The 14,348-nt window shown below is 37.7% G+C and carries 5 protein-coding genes; 4 read left to right on the top strand and 1 reads right to left on the bottom strand.

Going from position 1 to position 14,348, the window contains the following annotated elements; genetic code table 11:
* Positions 1-120 precede the first annotated feature (120 nt).
* The 3 genes from F0365_RS14960 to F0365_RS14950 all read left to right on the top strand — a co-directional run bounded on the left by F0365_RS14960 (position 121) and on the right by F0365_RS14950 (position 9,243).
* Positions 121-5,073, top strand: a complete 4,953-nt coding sequence (locus F0365_RS14960) for a translocation/assembly module TamB (RefSeq protein ID WP_240961719.1) — start codon at positions 121-123, stop codon at positions 5,071-5,073.
* Between the two features lie 67 nt (positions 5,074-5,140).
* Positions 5,141-7,378, top strand: coding sequence for a BamA/TamA family outer membrane protein (locus tag F0365_RS14955; protein ID WP_169934437.1), 2,238 nt, complete (start codon positions 5,141-5,143; stop codon positions 7,376-7,378).
* 512 nt (positions 7,379-7,890) lie between these two features.
* Positions 7,891-9,243: an NAD-dependent succinate-semialdehyde dehydrogenase gene (locus F0365_RS14950; RefSeq protein ID WP_169934436.1), complete on the top strand. Its 1,353-nt coding sequence runs from the start codon at positions 7,891-7,893 to the stop codon at positions 9,241-9,243.
* 122 nt (positions 9,244-9,365) lie between these two features.
* On the opposite strand, the gene F0365_RS14945 is transcribed toward F0365_RS14950, so the two are convergent.
* On the bottom strand, positions 9,366-11,768 hold the full coding sequence (locus tag F0365_RS14945) for a M43 family zinc metalloprotease (RefSeq protein WP_169934435.1): 2,403 nt from the start codon (positions 11,766-11,768) through the stop codon (positions 9,366-9,368).
* 703 nt (positions 11,769-12,471) lie between these two features.
* Here F0365_RS14945 and F0365_RS14940 point away from each other — a divergent pair.
* Entirely contained in the window at positions 12,472-14,328 is a 1,857-nt protein-coding gene (locus tag F0365_RS14940; protein WP_169934434.1) for a DNA topoisomerase IV subunit B, read from the top strand.
* Positions 14,329-14,348: the final 20 nt, after the last annotated feature.

Genomic DNA, 14,348 nt, shown 5'->3' with positions numbered 1-14,348 from the left:
TAGAAATTACTGCACTAGAACTTGACACAAGAAGAAGTTAAAATAAAAAAGAAAACTAAGAAGTATAAATGGTTGCGCAGGATAGCACGCGTGCTACTTAGCCTTTTAATTCTCTCGATATTGCTCCTCCTGTTCATACGAAGTCCTTGGGGACAAAGCATCATCATCAATCAGGCAGTCTCCTATGTAAAAGATAAAACGGGAACAGAAGTACAGCTGGAAAGTGCATTCATCACATTTGATGGTCATATAAAAGTAGATGGATTGTATCTGGGGGATTTAAAAAATGACACCTTGCTTTACTCTCGCAGTTTAGAGGCTAATATTCCGTTATTACCACTTATTAAAGGAACTGGCTTTGAAATTGACGATGTCTCATGGGATGGACTTACTGCACGAGTTAAAAGAACAGACACTATAGATGGATTCAACTATCAATTCCTTGTCGATGCCTTTTCAACCGCTCCGGACACCACCGCAAGTGAGCCTATGAATTTTAAAATAGGCACTATTCAACTGACTAATTTTGATATTATGTATCAGGATGAGGTGGGTAAAATGGACGCCATAGCAAAATTTGACGAGTTGTTAGTTGAAATGAATGAATTGGATCTCGATAAAATGCTTATTGATCTAGAGACTCTAACTCTGAGAAATGCTGTTATCAACTATGAAAAGGATATGGTTACCGCTTTCGCTAAAGCGACTGCAGCTTCCAACCCGCATAAAGACACCAGCCTTACTAAAGAATGGCCACTGCCATTACTTATAGCACATAAAATACGACTGGACAGTGTGAAAATCAACTACAATTCCGAGCCCGACGGAATCGTGATCCGTACAGATTTTGGAGTATTAGAAACCTCTATACCCAAAGCAGATATTCAAAATAGCGATATTCTTGTATCCTACCTTAACCTAAATGACAGCAATATGGAGGTAATGATGGATGATGTAGCATCTTCAGCTTCTGATGAGCTTATCATATATGAATGGCCAGATATGAAAATAGGTTTAGAAAAGCTGACGCTAAAAAACAATAGATTTTTATACGCTCTTAATGGCGCACAGCCTCATGCCTCACAGTTTCAATCAGATGCTGTTTTGCTGACAGGTATTCATGTAGAATTGCACGACTTCAAATTAGCTGATAAAAATGCGGCAGTAGTAATAGATAGTGCATCGGTATATGTAAACGCTGGTTTGCGACTGCACCAATTAAAAGGAAAATTAAAAGCGTCTGACACAGACCTTAATATTAGTAATCTGGTAACCAGTGTAAATAAAAGCTCGCTTAAGGGAAACATTTCACTAGGCTATACAAGTATCAATGCATTGATCAATAATCCGGAAGCATTACAACTAGATATTGCCTTGCCTTTCTATAGCTTTGATTTAAAGGAGATGTATACTTTTCAACCAGATCTAGCCACTAATGAATACTTTTCTAAACTAGCTCAAAAACCTTTAAAAGGTAAGATTACTGCTAGAGGAAGCAGTGAAAACCTTAGGCTAGAAAAGTTTGAAGTGACATGGGGAGCGAGTACATCCATTACAGCAAATGGGACATTACAGCACATCACTAATGTAGAACAACTGTACTTCAACTTGCCTGAACTTATTGCTACAACAAATAGAAACAGCATTCTCGCATTTATTAAAGAAGAAGATTTAGGGATCACATTACCAGAAACAGCACAATTAATTTCAAGCGTTTCTGGAACTCTTAATCGCGTAATGACTAAATCAAGCTTGCAAACCAGTTATGGTTCCCTGATGCTGGACGGTAGTTTTAGCAATTCTGATCAATTAAAATATGATGCTCAACTACAAGTAAATGAATTACAGCTTTCTAAAATGCTCCGTATGCAAGGTATCGGTCGTTTAAGCTTGCAGTTAAAAACTCAGGGAAGTGGTAGTGACCTCAGTTCCCTAGATGCTTCTATAAACGGGAAGATCCTAGAGTTTGCTTATAACGACTATCCATTAAAAAATATTCCTCTCCAAGGAAGTATAAAGAATGGGGATGGAAGTTTTTCTTCCAAATTTAAAGATGATAACATCAATATAGCGCTTTATGCAGCTGTTCAATTAGAAAAAGAGAGTGTTAAGTCACAAGCAACTATAGATATCACTGGTGCAGATTTAAAAGCTTTTAGTATGAGTTCCAAAAACCTAAAAGCTGCTGGAAAAATAGATGTGAATTATGAAGGAGATGCAGCGGGTTATAAAATCAACACTAAGGTAGCTGATGGAATTGCCGTTTTTGATGAGCAATCCTATTTATTAGGCACCCTAAACGTCGATGTTTTTGTAAAGCCAGATTCGACTTCCTTAGATCTGAAAAACAAAATGCTCGATTTACAACTGAGATCTAATTCAGATCCGCAAAATATAGGTAAAGCTTTAAAACGTCATATAAATAAGTACCTAACTAACAGCATTAAAACAGACTCCCTATCCCCAGTAGTCTTGCAGATTACGGGTAAAATTACTCCAGCACCCATATTGAGAGACGTGATACTTCCTGAATTGCAAGCACTGGATCCCGTAATTTTTAGGATGGATTTTAATGAAAAAGACCGCAGACTTGATAGTGATATAGCGGTGCCTTATCTCAAATATGCCGATAGTGAGGTTGATAGTTTGTTTATTTCCTCAGAATCTGATACACAAAACCTAACCTTTCAACTGGGCTTCAATAAAATAGAAGCGGGACCTATAACGATTAAACGAACAGCTTTGACAGGAATCGTCTCAGAAAACAAGCTGAATCTTGATTTCACCTCTTATGATGAAGAGGAACGACTCCTCCATTTTGCGAGCACGCTTTCGCGAAAGCGAGACAGCAACGGAATAGAAGACCTTATTTTTAATCTTTCACTAAATGACCTGATCCTGAACAAGAAACCATGGATCATTCCAGAAAGCAATGAGATTGCTATAAGAGAAAATAGGATTGCATTCAAAGATTTTAAACTGACTAATGGAGCACAAAGTATCGAGTTAAGAAGCGATAGGCCTACAACCGATAAAGATCATATCGCCTTGCTTTTAAGAAACTTTAGATTACAAGCTTTATTGAGTTTCTTAAATCCTGATGAAAAACTTGCTTCTGGAGAGGTTAATGGTGAACTTATTTTAGAGGATATCTATGGAACTACAGGATTCTTAGCAGATCTTGAAATAGTCGATTTGCACGCTTTAGAAATTCCTTTGGGAAGGTTGAAAATCAATGCGAAAACAGAGGATGGATCAATATATAACACTGCGATCAGTGTCAAAGGCGATGCTGTGGATGTGGTTTTAGCGGGCTATTATAAAACCGATGAAAAGGCAGCAGACCTGGATTTTGACTTAGATGTCAATAGAATCAATATGAGTACGATTACAGGTTTTTCTTCAGATTTTCTCAAGGAAGGAACAGGTTCTATAAACGGAGCGTTTAAAATAGCTGGAACTACTGCAAACCCTAAATACAAAGGGGTTTTAAGATTTGATAAAGCGGCTGCAAGTGTTTCTATGTTAAATACAAGTTTCACTTTTAAAGATGAAGAGATAAAAGTTGATAACTCTGGAATCACTATGAATAAACTTCATATAGCCGATGCGCAGGGAGATATATTTACGGTAGATGGAAAAATAGGAACCGATAATTTATTAGTTCCAACCTTTGATCTAAAGCTTACTGCAAAGGATTTTACCGCCATAAATAGTACCAATAAAGATAACGAATTGTATTATGGTCAAGCAACATTTGACGCCAAGGCCGCTATAACTGGAAATCTAGATGTACCTGTGGTGGATATAGACTTGACCGTAAAAGAGGTTACTGATATTACCTATGTAGTTCCTGCGACAGAACTAGATGTGGTGCAGCGCGATGGAATTGTACAATTTGTAAACAAACAAAATCCAGAGGCCATTTTAACCCAAACAGAAGAGGAAACGGCAACACTTACAGGCTTTGACATAACAGTAAATTTTAAGATTAAAGATGATGCTAAAGTCACTATTATCATTGATCCAACTACAAGAGATCAATTACAAGTTTCTGGAACAGGGGATCTTAAATTTCGAATGACTCCTAATGGAAGAATGACTCTTGCTGGGCGATATGAAATAGCAGATGGGTATTACCAACTCAATTTGTACGATATTGTATCCAGACGATTTGAGCTTGCCAAAGGAGGAAGTGTGACCTGGTCAGGAGATCCTTTTGATGCTAATTTGGATGTGAGTGCTATCTATAAAGTGGAAACTAGTGCAAGCGCATTAATGGCAAGTCAAACTAGTGGAGCAGATATTACTGACAAAAATAGATTCCGTCAAGTGTTGCCGTTTTTAGTGTACTTAAATGTAGATGGCGAGTTGTTACAACCAGAAATCAGCTTTCAAATAAACCTTCCAGAGGAGGAGCAAGGAGCTATAGGCGGTCAGGTAAACGGCAGATTGCAACAACTCAATACCCAAGATCAAGAATTGAACAAACAAGTATTTTCTCTATTGGTATTGAATAAATTTTTTCCAACCAGTGGTTCTGATGGAACTAATGGAGGAACAGCAACCATAGTTAGTGATAATTTAAACCAAGCTTTGAGTGATCAACTCAATCAATTTGGTGGTAAATTGTTGGGTAATTCTGGGATTGATTTAAATTTTGGTCTGGATAGTTATACGGACTATCAAAGCGGCGATGGTCAACAAAGAACACAACTCGATGTTACCGCGAGCAAGAAATTAATGGATGATCGCTTAATTGTGAGTGTAGGTAGTGAAGTAGCTATTCAAGGCAGTCCGCAAAATGGAGAGCAAGCTCCAGCAATAGGTAATGTAAGTATAGAGTACCTTCTTACTGAAGCTGGGCAATGGCGATTAAAAGGTTTTCGCAGGAATCAGTATGATAATGTGGTGGATGGACAGTTGATCGTCAGTGGTATTGCATTGGTATTTAGTAAAGAATTCAACGAGTTTAAAAACCTATTTAAAAAAACTGTAGTTGCTGAAGAAAAAAAGGCAAGACGAGAAGAAGATGAAAAAGAGAAATTAATAAAAGAAGCAGCTGAAAAATAAACATAAAAATAATAAACAAATCTTGAGTTCCAATAAGTACATACTTGGTTTTACAGCTATTTGCTTAATGTTAATAGTATCTTCCTGTGCTGTAAAGAAATACATTCCAGAAGATGAACTATTGTTTACAGGATACGATTTAGAAATAAAGCTAGATTCCTTGGCAGATGTTAGGGATGTAGCTGATTTAAAGCTTCAATTAGAAGAGGTACTAACTCCAAAGCCCAACAGTACTTTTTTAGGAATGCGACCAGGCTTGCATTATTACTATAAAGTAAATAAAGACAGTGCGGGATTTATAGGTCGCTTTATAAATAAAAAAGTAGGTGAAAAGCCGGTTTATCTCTCTGATGTGCAAGAGGAGACTACACTTGATCTACTGCGCAACCGACTGGAAAACAGAGGGTTTTTCTTTAGTAATATCAGTTCAGAGACTTTAAAAGTAGCAGACCTTAAAGAAGGAAGTGTTTCTTATAAAATAAGCTTACCTGATCCATATCGCATGAAAACCTATCAAGTAGAGCCTGATTCCATTCCTTTTTACCATGTATTAGAAAACCAAGTTAAAGAATCACCTATAGCGCTAAATTCTCGTTTTGATTTGAGTGCTTTAAAACAAGAAAGAGAGCGCATTGACACGAATTTAAAGAACAAAGGATATTATAATTTTAATTCTGGATTTTTAATTTTTCAAGCAGACACCAATCGGTACGACAATAAAAAGTTTGACTTGTTTCTTAAGCTTAAAAAAGATGTTCTTTCTAAATCGGTAAAGCCTTATCAAATTAAAACTGTGAATGTATATCCTTATAATATCACTAGAAGTGATTCTATTGCTATGGACACCGTAGGTTATGCAGGTAAGGATTACATTCAAAAATCAAACTTCTTTAGACCAGATAGACTGGATCCATTTATATTGATAGAACCCAGTGATTTATACAGTCCTAAAAAATCAAAATCTACCAGTCGCCGTTTGGGTTCCATAGGAGCTTACAAATTTGTGAATATTGAATATACAGAAATGAACGGAGAGGCAAATGATAGCCTAAATTACTTAGAAGCAAACATCTATTTATCACCACTAAATAAACGAGCCATAAGAGCAGAATTGCAAGCGGTAACCAAGTCCAATGATTTTGCAGGACCTAGTTTAGGGCTTACTTATTCTAATCGGAACCTTTTTAAAGGTGGAGAGGTGTTCAACTTAAAAGCAACAGCAGCATATGAAGTTCAAATAGCAGGAAGTAATAACGCAGGACTTACCAGTACCGAATTTGGTCTAGGTGGCGATTTAATTTTCCCGCGTATGTTAGCACCTTTTACCGTAGATAAAAATTATTTTGAATATGCGATTCCTAAAACTAAAGTCAGCCTCAGTGCTGATATTTTGAACAGGAGCCAGTTGTACAGTCTGCTTACTTTTTCTGGAAGCTTTGGTTATGTATGGCAAGCCAATAAATATGTGACGCACGAGCTCAATCCAGCTTCTATCAACTACGTGAATTTACTGAATACCTCAGAAGAATTTGATGCTATTCTTTCTGATAACCCCTTTCTTCAAAGTAGTTTTGAGCAACAATTTATATCTGGATTGACTTATTCTTTTACGTACAATGAGATGGTAAATCAGCAAAAGAGAGCCTTGTTCTATGTGAATAGCACCTTAGATATAGCAGGAAATAGTATCAGCTTATGGAGTAAAGAGAATGAACAAGGAAAAAATGAATTTCTAGGTCTAGAATATGCACAATACGCAAAAGCAGATGTAGATCTTAGGTTTCATTATTTACTAAGTAAAGAATCCAGACTGGCGACTCGATTCTTTGCAGGTTATGGACTGCCTTATGGAAACAGTGATGTGTTGCCTTTTAGTAAACAGTATTTTGCTGGTGGAGCTTATAGCGTTCGGGCGTTTAGAACTAGGTCATTAGGTCCTGGAACTTACAGTCCAGATAATTCAGATGACCGTTCTTTCTTTGATCAGTCAGGAAACCTACGCCTGGAAGCAAACATAGAATATCGTTTTCCCATTTACAGCTATTTTAAAGGAGCTGTTTTTGCAGATGCCGGTAACGTATGGACCACCGCTAAAAATGGATTGCCAGGTGGTGAGTTTGGAAGTAATTTTATCAATGAGTTTGGAATAGGTGCAGGAGTAGGACTGCGTGTGGACGTTCAGGGATTTGTCATTCGTTTTGATCTCGCAGCGCCGTGGCATGATCCATCTATGCCCGAAGGAGAACGCTGGGACTTCGACCTAGAAAATCCGGTTTTCAATTTTGCTATAGGTTATCCTTTTTAGTAGAGTGATACGTATTTCTGTTGTCTTTTATTTTAGAATGGAAGATGCTCTTTTGATCGCTCAGGGCGAAAGCAGCACGCATACAACTATTAAGATCATTTGAAATTTGCTTAAAACGTATGCTGATTTTAATGGAGTTCTCGATACAGTAATTCCCTAAGAAAAAGAGATGTACGAAGCTCGTCGACATATAAAGCAGGCGGCAATGATTTCGTCACGGACGAAAGAGCCACAAAAAGACTTTGATAGGTTTCTGGAATACTTCAAGAAAATTCTATGTTACCAGCCGTTTGGGATTAAATCTGTGAGTTACCACTGCTTCTCCCTCGTTAAACCTTGCAGGTTAGCGCTATAGTAGTTGAAGCAATGAACTAAATTCAGCACAGGCTTCGTCAAAAATGTGAACCAAAGAAAGACACTATAAAAATTACAAATCAATTATCATTAACCGTTAAAGCCTTCTAAAGTTTTCTTTATCATGGGGTTTATCATTGTACTTTTAAAATAAAAAGATGATCACCACCATAAATCCTTATAACGGCAAAGAGCTTCAGCAATACCAGGAACTGAATAAAAAGGAAATTAAAGCTAAATTAGAAACGGCTCAAAAAACTTTTGAAGATTGGAGAACAACTAGTTTTGAGCATCGTGCAAACCACCTGCGTAAAGTAGGGGCATTGCTTAGAAAAAATAAGGAATCCTACGCAAAATTAATGACAGCTGAGATGGGTAAGCCTGTTTCACAATCCAGAGGCGAACTAGAAAAATGCGCTTGGTTATGCGATCATTATGCTGCAAATGCTCCAGGTTATCTCGCAAAAGAACATATAGAAACAGAGCATTTTAAATCTTATGTAAGTTATGAGCCTATAGGGGTGGTGCTTGCCGTCATGCCTTGGAATTATCCGTTTTGGCAAGTTTTCCGTTTTATAGCACCAGCGCTTATGGCGGGTAATGTAGGAGTTTTGAAACATGCGAGCAGTGTCATGGGATGTGCAGAATTAATCCAAGACATTTTCCTAGAGGCTGGTTTTCCAGAAGGTTGTTTTCAGAATTTTGTGATTGGAAGCGATGCTGTAGAAGCTATTATTGAAAATGATATTATTAAGGCGGTAACCTTAACTGGCTCTAAGCCGGCTGGTGCAGCGGTTGCTTCTACCGCTGGAAAACAAATTAAGAAAACTGTATTAGAGTTAGGTGGAAATAACGCTTTGGTAGTGTTTAAGGACGCAAACATTGATAGCGCCGTAGAAGAATGTGTGGCTGCTAGATTTCAGAACACAGGACAAAGTTGTATAGCAGGAAAGCGATTGCTGTTGCAAGAAGAAATTGCGGAGGAGTTTCTAGATAAATTCACCCAAAAAGTAAAGACGCTTGTTTCTGGAGATCCGCAAGAAGAAAATACCTATATAGGTGTCATGGCAAGAGAGGATCTGGCTGAAGAACTAGAAGATCTTATGAATGCCTCTATAGAAAAAGGAGCAGAGCTGCATTACGGAGGTTCTAGGGATAAAACTTATTTTGCTCCTACCATTTTAACTAATGTCACTGCTGATATGCCTGTTTTTAAAAAGGAAACTTTTGGTCCTTTGATGGCTGTCACTACCTTTAAAGCAGACGAGGAAGCTATAAGATTAGTCAATAATTCAAAATTTGGTCTTGGAGCCAGTCTTTTTTCAACCGATTTAAAAAAGATGGAAGAACTGGCTGCTCAAATAAAAGATGGAGCGGTTTATATCAATCACAAAGTAGCAAGTCATCCTGCGTTGCCTTTTGGCGGTACTGGAATTTCTGGTTATGGGAGGGAATTATCTCATTATGGGATTAGAGAATTTGTAAATATTAAGACGGTGGTGATCGCATAATTTAAGGGTTGTTTTGCTTTCGCGAAAGCGGAACGGTCCAACCTTTTCTTTGATAAAAAAAAACATAAAAAAAGCCTGTCCATTTAGTTAGGACAGGCTTTCTAATGATAGAGTTTTAAGAACTACTTCTTGATAAACTTCTTAGTTACTGTTTGCTCGCCATCGTTGATTTGAATGAGATAAACATTTGCTTTAAGTGCTGCAACGTCAATTGCATTTCCATTTAGGGTTCCCATAGCAACACGTTGTCCACTGATGTTGTAGATCGTGTAAGTTACTTTCTCACCAGTTGCAGTCGTAAATAAATTGGCACCGCTTACTGGGTTAGGGTAGATGGAAATACTCGCAGGTATGTTCACAACGCTAGCAGTAGCTTCTCTTGCAGTACCACAAGTTCCTAAATTAGCCCAACTCGCAGCTAATCTTTCAAAAAGTGTGTTTTGATATACAACACGATCACCTACAGAATAAGAGTTTGCGCTATTGTATGCAGGAACGCCAGCACACTTATCAGTAGAGATGGCACCACTCGTAATTTTTAAATCATCTACAGCGATGTCACCTTGCCATGAAGAAGTAGTATTTACGGTCAATCTTAATTGAAGATCAGTACCTGCATATGCCGCAAGATTCACATTAGCAGTTAACCATGCTGAACCTTGATCTCCAGACTTCGTAAAGATAGTAGCATAAGAACCACCAGTACTCGCTTCAACTTTAAGAGTCCCTACTGCGTTACCTGTCATCTGGTATTGGAAAGATAAGTTGGCATTATTCTGACTGCTTAGGTCAAAACATGGAGAATCTAAAGAAGCCGTTTTGCTAAAGTTAGGATTAGAAGCTTCTACATAAACATAGAAGGAACCTTGAGCAGCTGCAGCTGGACCTGTACTACCAGAAGGAGTCCCACCAGAACGTAATGTCCAGTCCAGCGTATCGCTGTTGTTTTGTGACCACTGACCTAATGTATTTTCAAATCCTTCAGCATAAGGGAAAGAAGAAACTCCATTTAAACAACCAGAACCACCAGAAGTAGCAACTGTGATTCCAAATCCATCTACAGCGATGTCACCTTGCCAAGAATTTGTGGTGTCTACTACTAATCTTACTTGTGCTGTATTAGCACTTAATGTAGCCGTTCCAGTTATCCATGCAGCACCTTGATCACCAGTTTTGGTAAATACGGTAGACCATGAAGTTGAACCGTCAGCTCTCGCTTGTAATCTTAATGTACCAACAGCATTACCTGTCATTTGATATCTAAAAGAAGCAGTAGGAGACGCTCCACTTGCAAAGTTTAAACAGGGAGAATTCAAGACAGCTGTTTTGTTAAAGTTAGGGTCAGAAGCTTCTACATATATATAGAAAGAACCTTGGTCTGCTCCAGTTGGGCCTGTACTGCCTGACGGAGTTCCACCTGATTGTATGGTCCAGTCTAGGGTATCGCCAGTATCTTGTGTCCAGCCACCTAATGTGTTTTCAAAACCATTAGAATAAGGAAAACTGTTTATAGTACTGCTGCAACCAGTAGAACCGCCACCTCCAGATGGAGGAGTGCATTTAGTTGATTGTGCCAAAGCAGCGTGAAAACCACCACTTAATAAGTTAGCTCGCATACGTGCCTTTTGACCTAAAGTAAATAGGTTCATACAAGAGTCATTAGAATAATCCATATAATTTTGAACCATATCTGTAGTACCACAAGAAACAGTACCTATAGCACATCCACCATTTGAGGCGTCAGATTCTGGAGTGTCTGTCACAAAATCATCAGCACCACAAGGTCCATCGCCCCAAATATGGCGAAGACCAAAAAGGTGACCTACTTCGTGAGTGGTAGTTCTACCTCCATCAAAAGGAGCAGATATGGCACCAGTGCGACCGAAGTAGTTATAACCCATCACTACACCGTCTGTAGCACGACTTCCTCCTGGGAATTGTGCATAACCTAAAATACCAGCTTGTCCGTTACTGTTTAAAGCAGAAACGGTCCACATATTAAGGTATTGGGTAGTATCCCATGGGCTCGTTCCACCTGTTGAAGAACTTTTCATTCTGTTTTGAGTAGTATTCCAGGAAGTTACCGAGGATGCCTTTCTTGTTATACCGTTAGTAGCATTTCCATTGGGATCCACTTGAGCAAGACAGAATTCAATTTGCATGTCGGCCGCTTGAGACCAAACGTTATCTGCATCGCTGTTTGTTCTTCTGAAATCTTCGTTAAGAACATCTATTTGAGATTGAATTTGTGCAACGCTTATATTTTGTGTCGAGTTACTGTATAATACGTGTACGACTACCGGAATAGTAATGACACTTCCATTAACTGATTTTTGAATTAGTAATTCATTTGCTTTTTGCTGCGTGTATCGCTCTACATTTTCTACACTTCTTGCTAGTGCAGGATTTTGAGACATCGCCAGCTGCAAGTCTTCATGGGTGGAACACTTTCTTTGTTGTGCAAATGTAAAGGAGGAGAAAAGTACTGCAATGATCAGTACTAATTGTGTAAAGTTTTTTTTCATGATTGGTGTTTAGAGGAATAATTAAAAGCCTAAAATAGGAGCTTTTATCAATTATGCAATAAATCATTTCTTTAAGCGATGCACTATTCAAGGTATTTGATGAGTTGTTGACAGTTTGATCGATCTAAGTCTTAAATTATAATCATACTATTCTTGTAGGCTAATCAATTTGTTATCAATTTGTTAATTTTATAGCTACAACGATTGCGTAAAGTGTTTACTCGTTTTTGTATCACTTATTTTAAGAGGTTAACAGGTATCATATTTATAAAAAAGAGAGTGTATTTCATCGGTATTTTTGAATTCACTATATAAATTAGTCGGTAATTAGAGAAGGGAGTATTTTAATTTAAGTAACAAGTAAGCTAGTTTTAAAATAGGTACTTTATGTCATAACCTATGGTAAAGGAGCTATTAAAATGGTATTTAGAAACTGAATTTGAGCAATAAAAATCCGACACTTATTTTGTAGAATTCCTTCAGATTTAAAAAATCATAAAATGACGACAATGATAATTTTGATCCAAAGGAAGTGTAAGAGCGTCATTATCTTTTATGATTTAGGATGTGATCAACCCTTAAATAAGCAGCCGTATGTATTTATCCACATCTTATGCTTGAAATATGTTAATTAAATTAGCTTTTGTAGCTAGACAGGAGCGGTTACAATCCTTATATTTCGGCTCATACAGATTTTATTTTAATGGACGGAACTACACAATATACCGAGGATAATATACGCTCTCTCGACTGGAAGGAACACATCAGAATGCGTCCCGGAATGTATATAGGTAAGCTAGGAGATGGTTCCAGTGCTGATGATGGGATTTATATCCTTCTTAAAGAAGTCATAGATAACTCTATTGATGAGTATGTTATGGGAGCTGGTAAGACCATTGAGGTTTCTATTCAGGGAGAACGAGTTATTGTGCGTGATTACGGTCGTGGGATTCCATTAGGTAAAGTAGTGGACGTAGTTTCAAAGATGAATACTGGTGGTAAGTACGATTCTAAAGCTTTTAAAAAATCGGTAGGATTAAACGGTGTAGGTACCAAAGCCGTAAATGCACTTTCTTCATTTTTTAGAGTAGAATCTACAAGAGATAATAAAAGCGCTAGTGCTGAATTTGAAAGAGGTGAGCTTACAGGAAAAGACTTTATAGAAGAAACAACTCGACGCAAGGGAACAAAAATGACTTTTATTCCAGATGCTGAGATCTTTAAAAACTTTAAGTACCGACCTGAATATGTAGTACGTATGTTGAAATACTACGTCTATTTGAATCCAGGCCTTACGATTATCTTTAATGGCGAAAAATTTTATTCTGAACATGGTTTAAAAGACCTTCTAGGAGAAACCATCATAGAAAGCGATCGCTTGTATCCCATTATCCATTTAAGAGCTGAGGATATTGAAGTTGCTATTACCCATAGTAGAACGCAGTACAGTGAAGAATACCACTCCTTTGCAAACGGTCAGAACACCACACAAGGTGGGACACACCAGGCAGCTTTTAGAGAAAGTATTGTCAAAACGATACGAGAGTTTTACAATAAAAATTACGACGCTAGTGACGTTCGTAAATCTATAGTGAGTGCTATCGCCATTAAAGTGATGGAGCCTATTTTTGAATCACAGACCAAAACCAAACTAGGTTCTACAGAAATGGGAGGAAACCTTCCTACGGTAAGAACCTTTATTAATGATTTCATGAAGACCCAACTGGATAACTACCTGCATAAAAATCCAGTAGTTGCAGAAGCGCTTCAAAAGAAAATCGTACAGGCAGAACGAGAGCGTAAAGAACTTTCTGGAATTAGAAAACTAGCTCGCGATCGTGCTAAAAAATCCAATCTGCACAATAAAAAATTACGCGATTGCCGCGTCCACTTGGGAGATACTAAAAAGGATAACAACTTAGACAGCACCTTATTTATTACTGAGGGAGACAGTGCGAGTGGATCGATTACCAAATCTCGTAACGTGAATACCCAAGCCGTATTTTCTTTGCGAGGAAAGCCATTGAATTGCTACAACATGAGCAAGAAAATTGTTTATGAAAACGAAGAATTTAACCTACTTCAAGCGGCCTTAAATATTGAAGACAGTATGGAAGATTTGAGGTATAATAAAATAGTGATCGCAACAGATGCCGATGTAGATGGAATGCATATACGCTTGCTTCTCATTACTTTCTTCCTTCAGTTTTTTCCAGAATTGATCAAGAAAGGACACCTTTATATATTGCAGACGCCCTTATTTAGAGTGCGAAATAAAAAGGAAACCAGGTACTGTTATACACCACAAGAACGAAGTGATGCAATGGCTACATTAGGAAAAAACCCAGAAATCACTCGATTTAAAGGACTTGGAGAGATCAGTCCAGATGAATTTGTTCATTTTATAGGAGAAGATATACGTCTGGATCCTATTATGTTGGATGATGGAATGAGTATTGAAGATTTATTGAGGTTCTATATGGGTAAAAACACACCCGATAGGCAAGAATTTATTATTGATAATTTGAAGGTAGAATTGGATGTGATTGAGGATCAATAATAGGGTAAGAATATAATTTT

Source organism: Nonlabens sp. Ci31, from assembly GCF_012974865.1.
GTDB lineage: Bacteria > Bacteroidota > Bacteroidia > Flavobacteriales > Flavobacteriaceae > Nonlabens.
This window is presented reverse-complemented; position numbering and strand designations above follow the sequence as displayed.

Coding starts and splice junctions, on each gene's coding strand:
- F0365_RS14945 (WP_169934435.1), bottom strand. CDS start 11,768: ATGAAAAAAAACTTTACACAATTAGTACTGATCATTGCAGTACTTTTC.
- F0365_RS14950 (WP_169934436.1), top strand. CDS start 7,891: ATGATCACCACCATAAATCCTTATAACGGCAAAGAGCTTCAGCAATAC.
- F0365_RS14940 (WP_169934434.1), top strand. CDS start 12,472: ATGGACGGAACTACACAATATACCGAGGATAATATACGCTCTCTCGAC.
- F0365_RS14955 (WP_169934437.1), top strand. CDS start 5,141: ATGTTAATAGTATCTTCCTGTGCTGTAAAGAAATACATTCCAGAAGAT.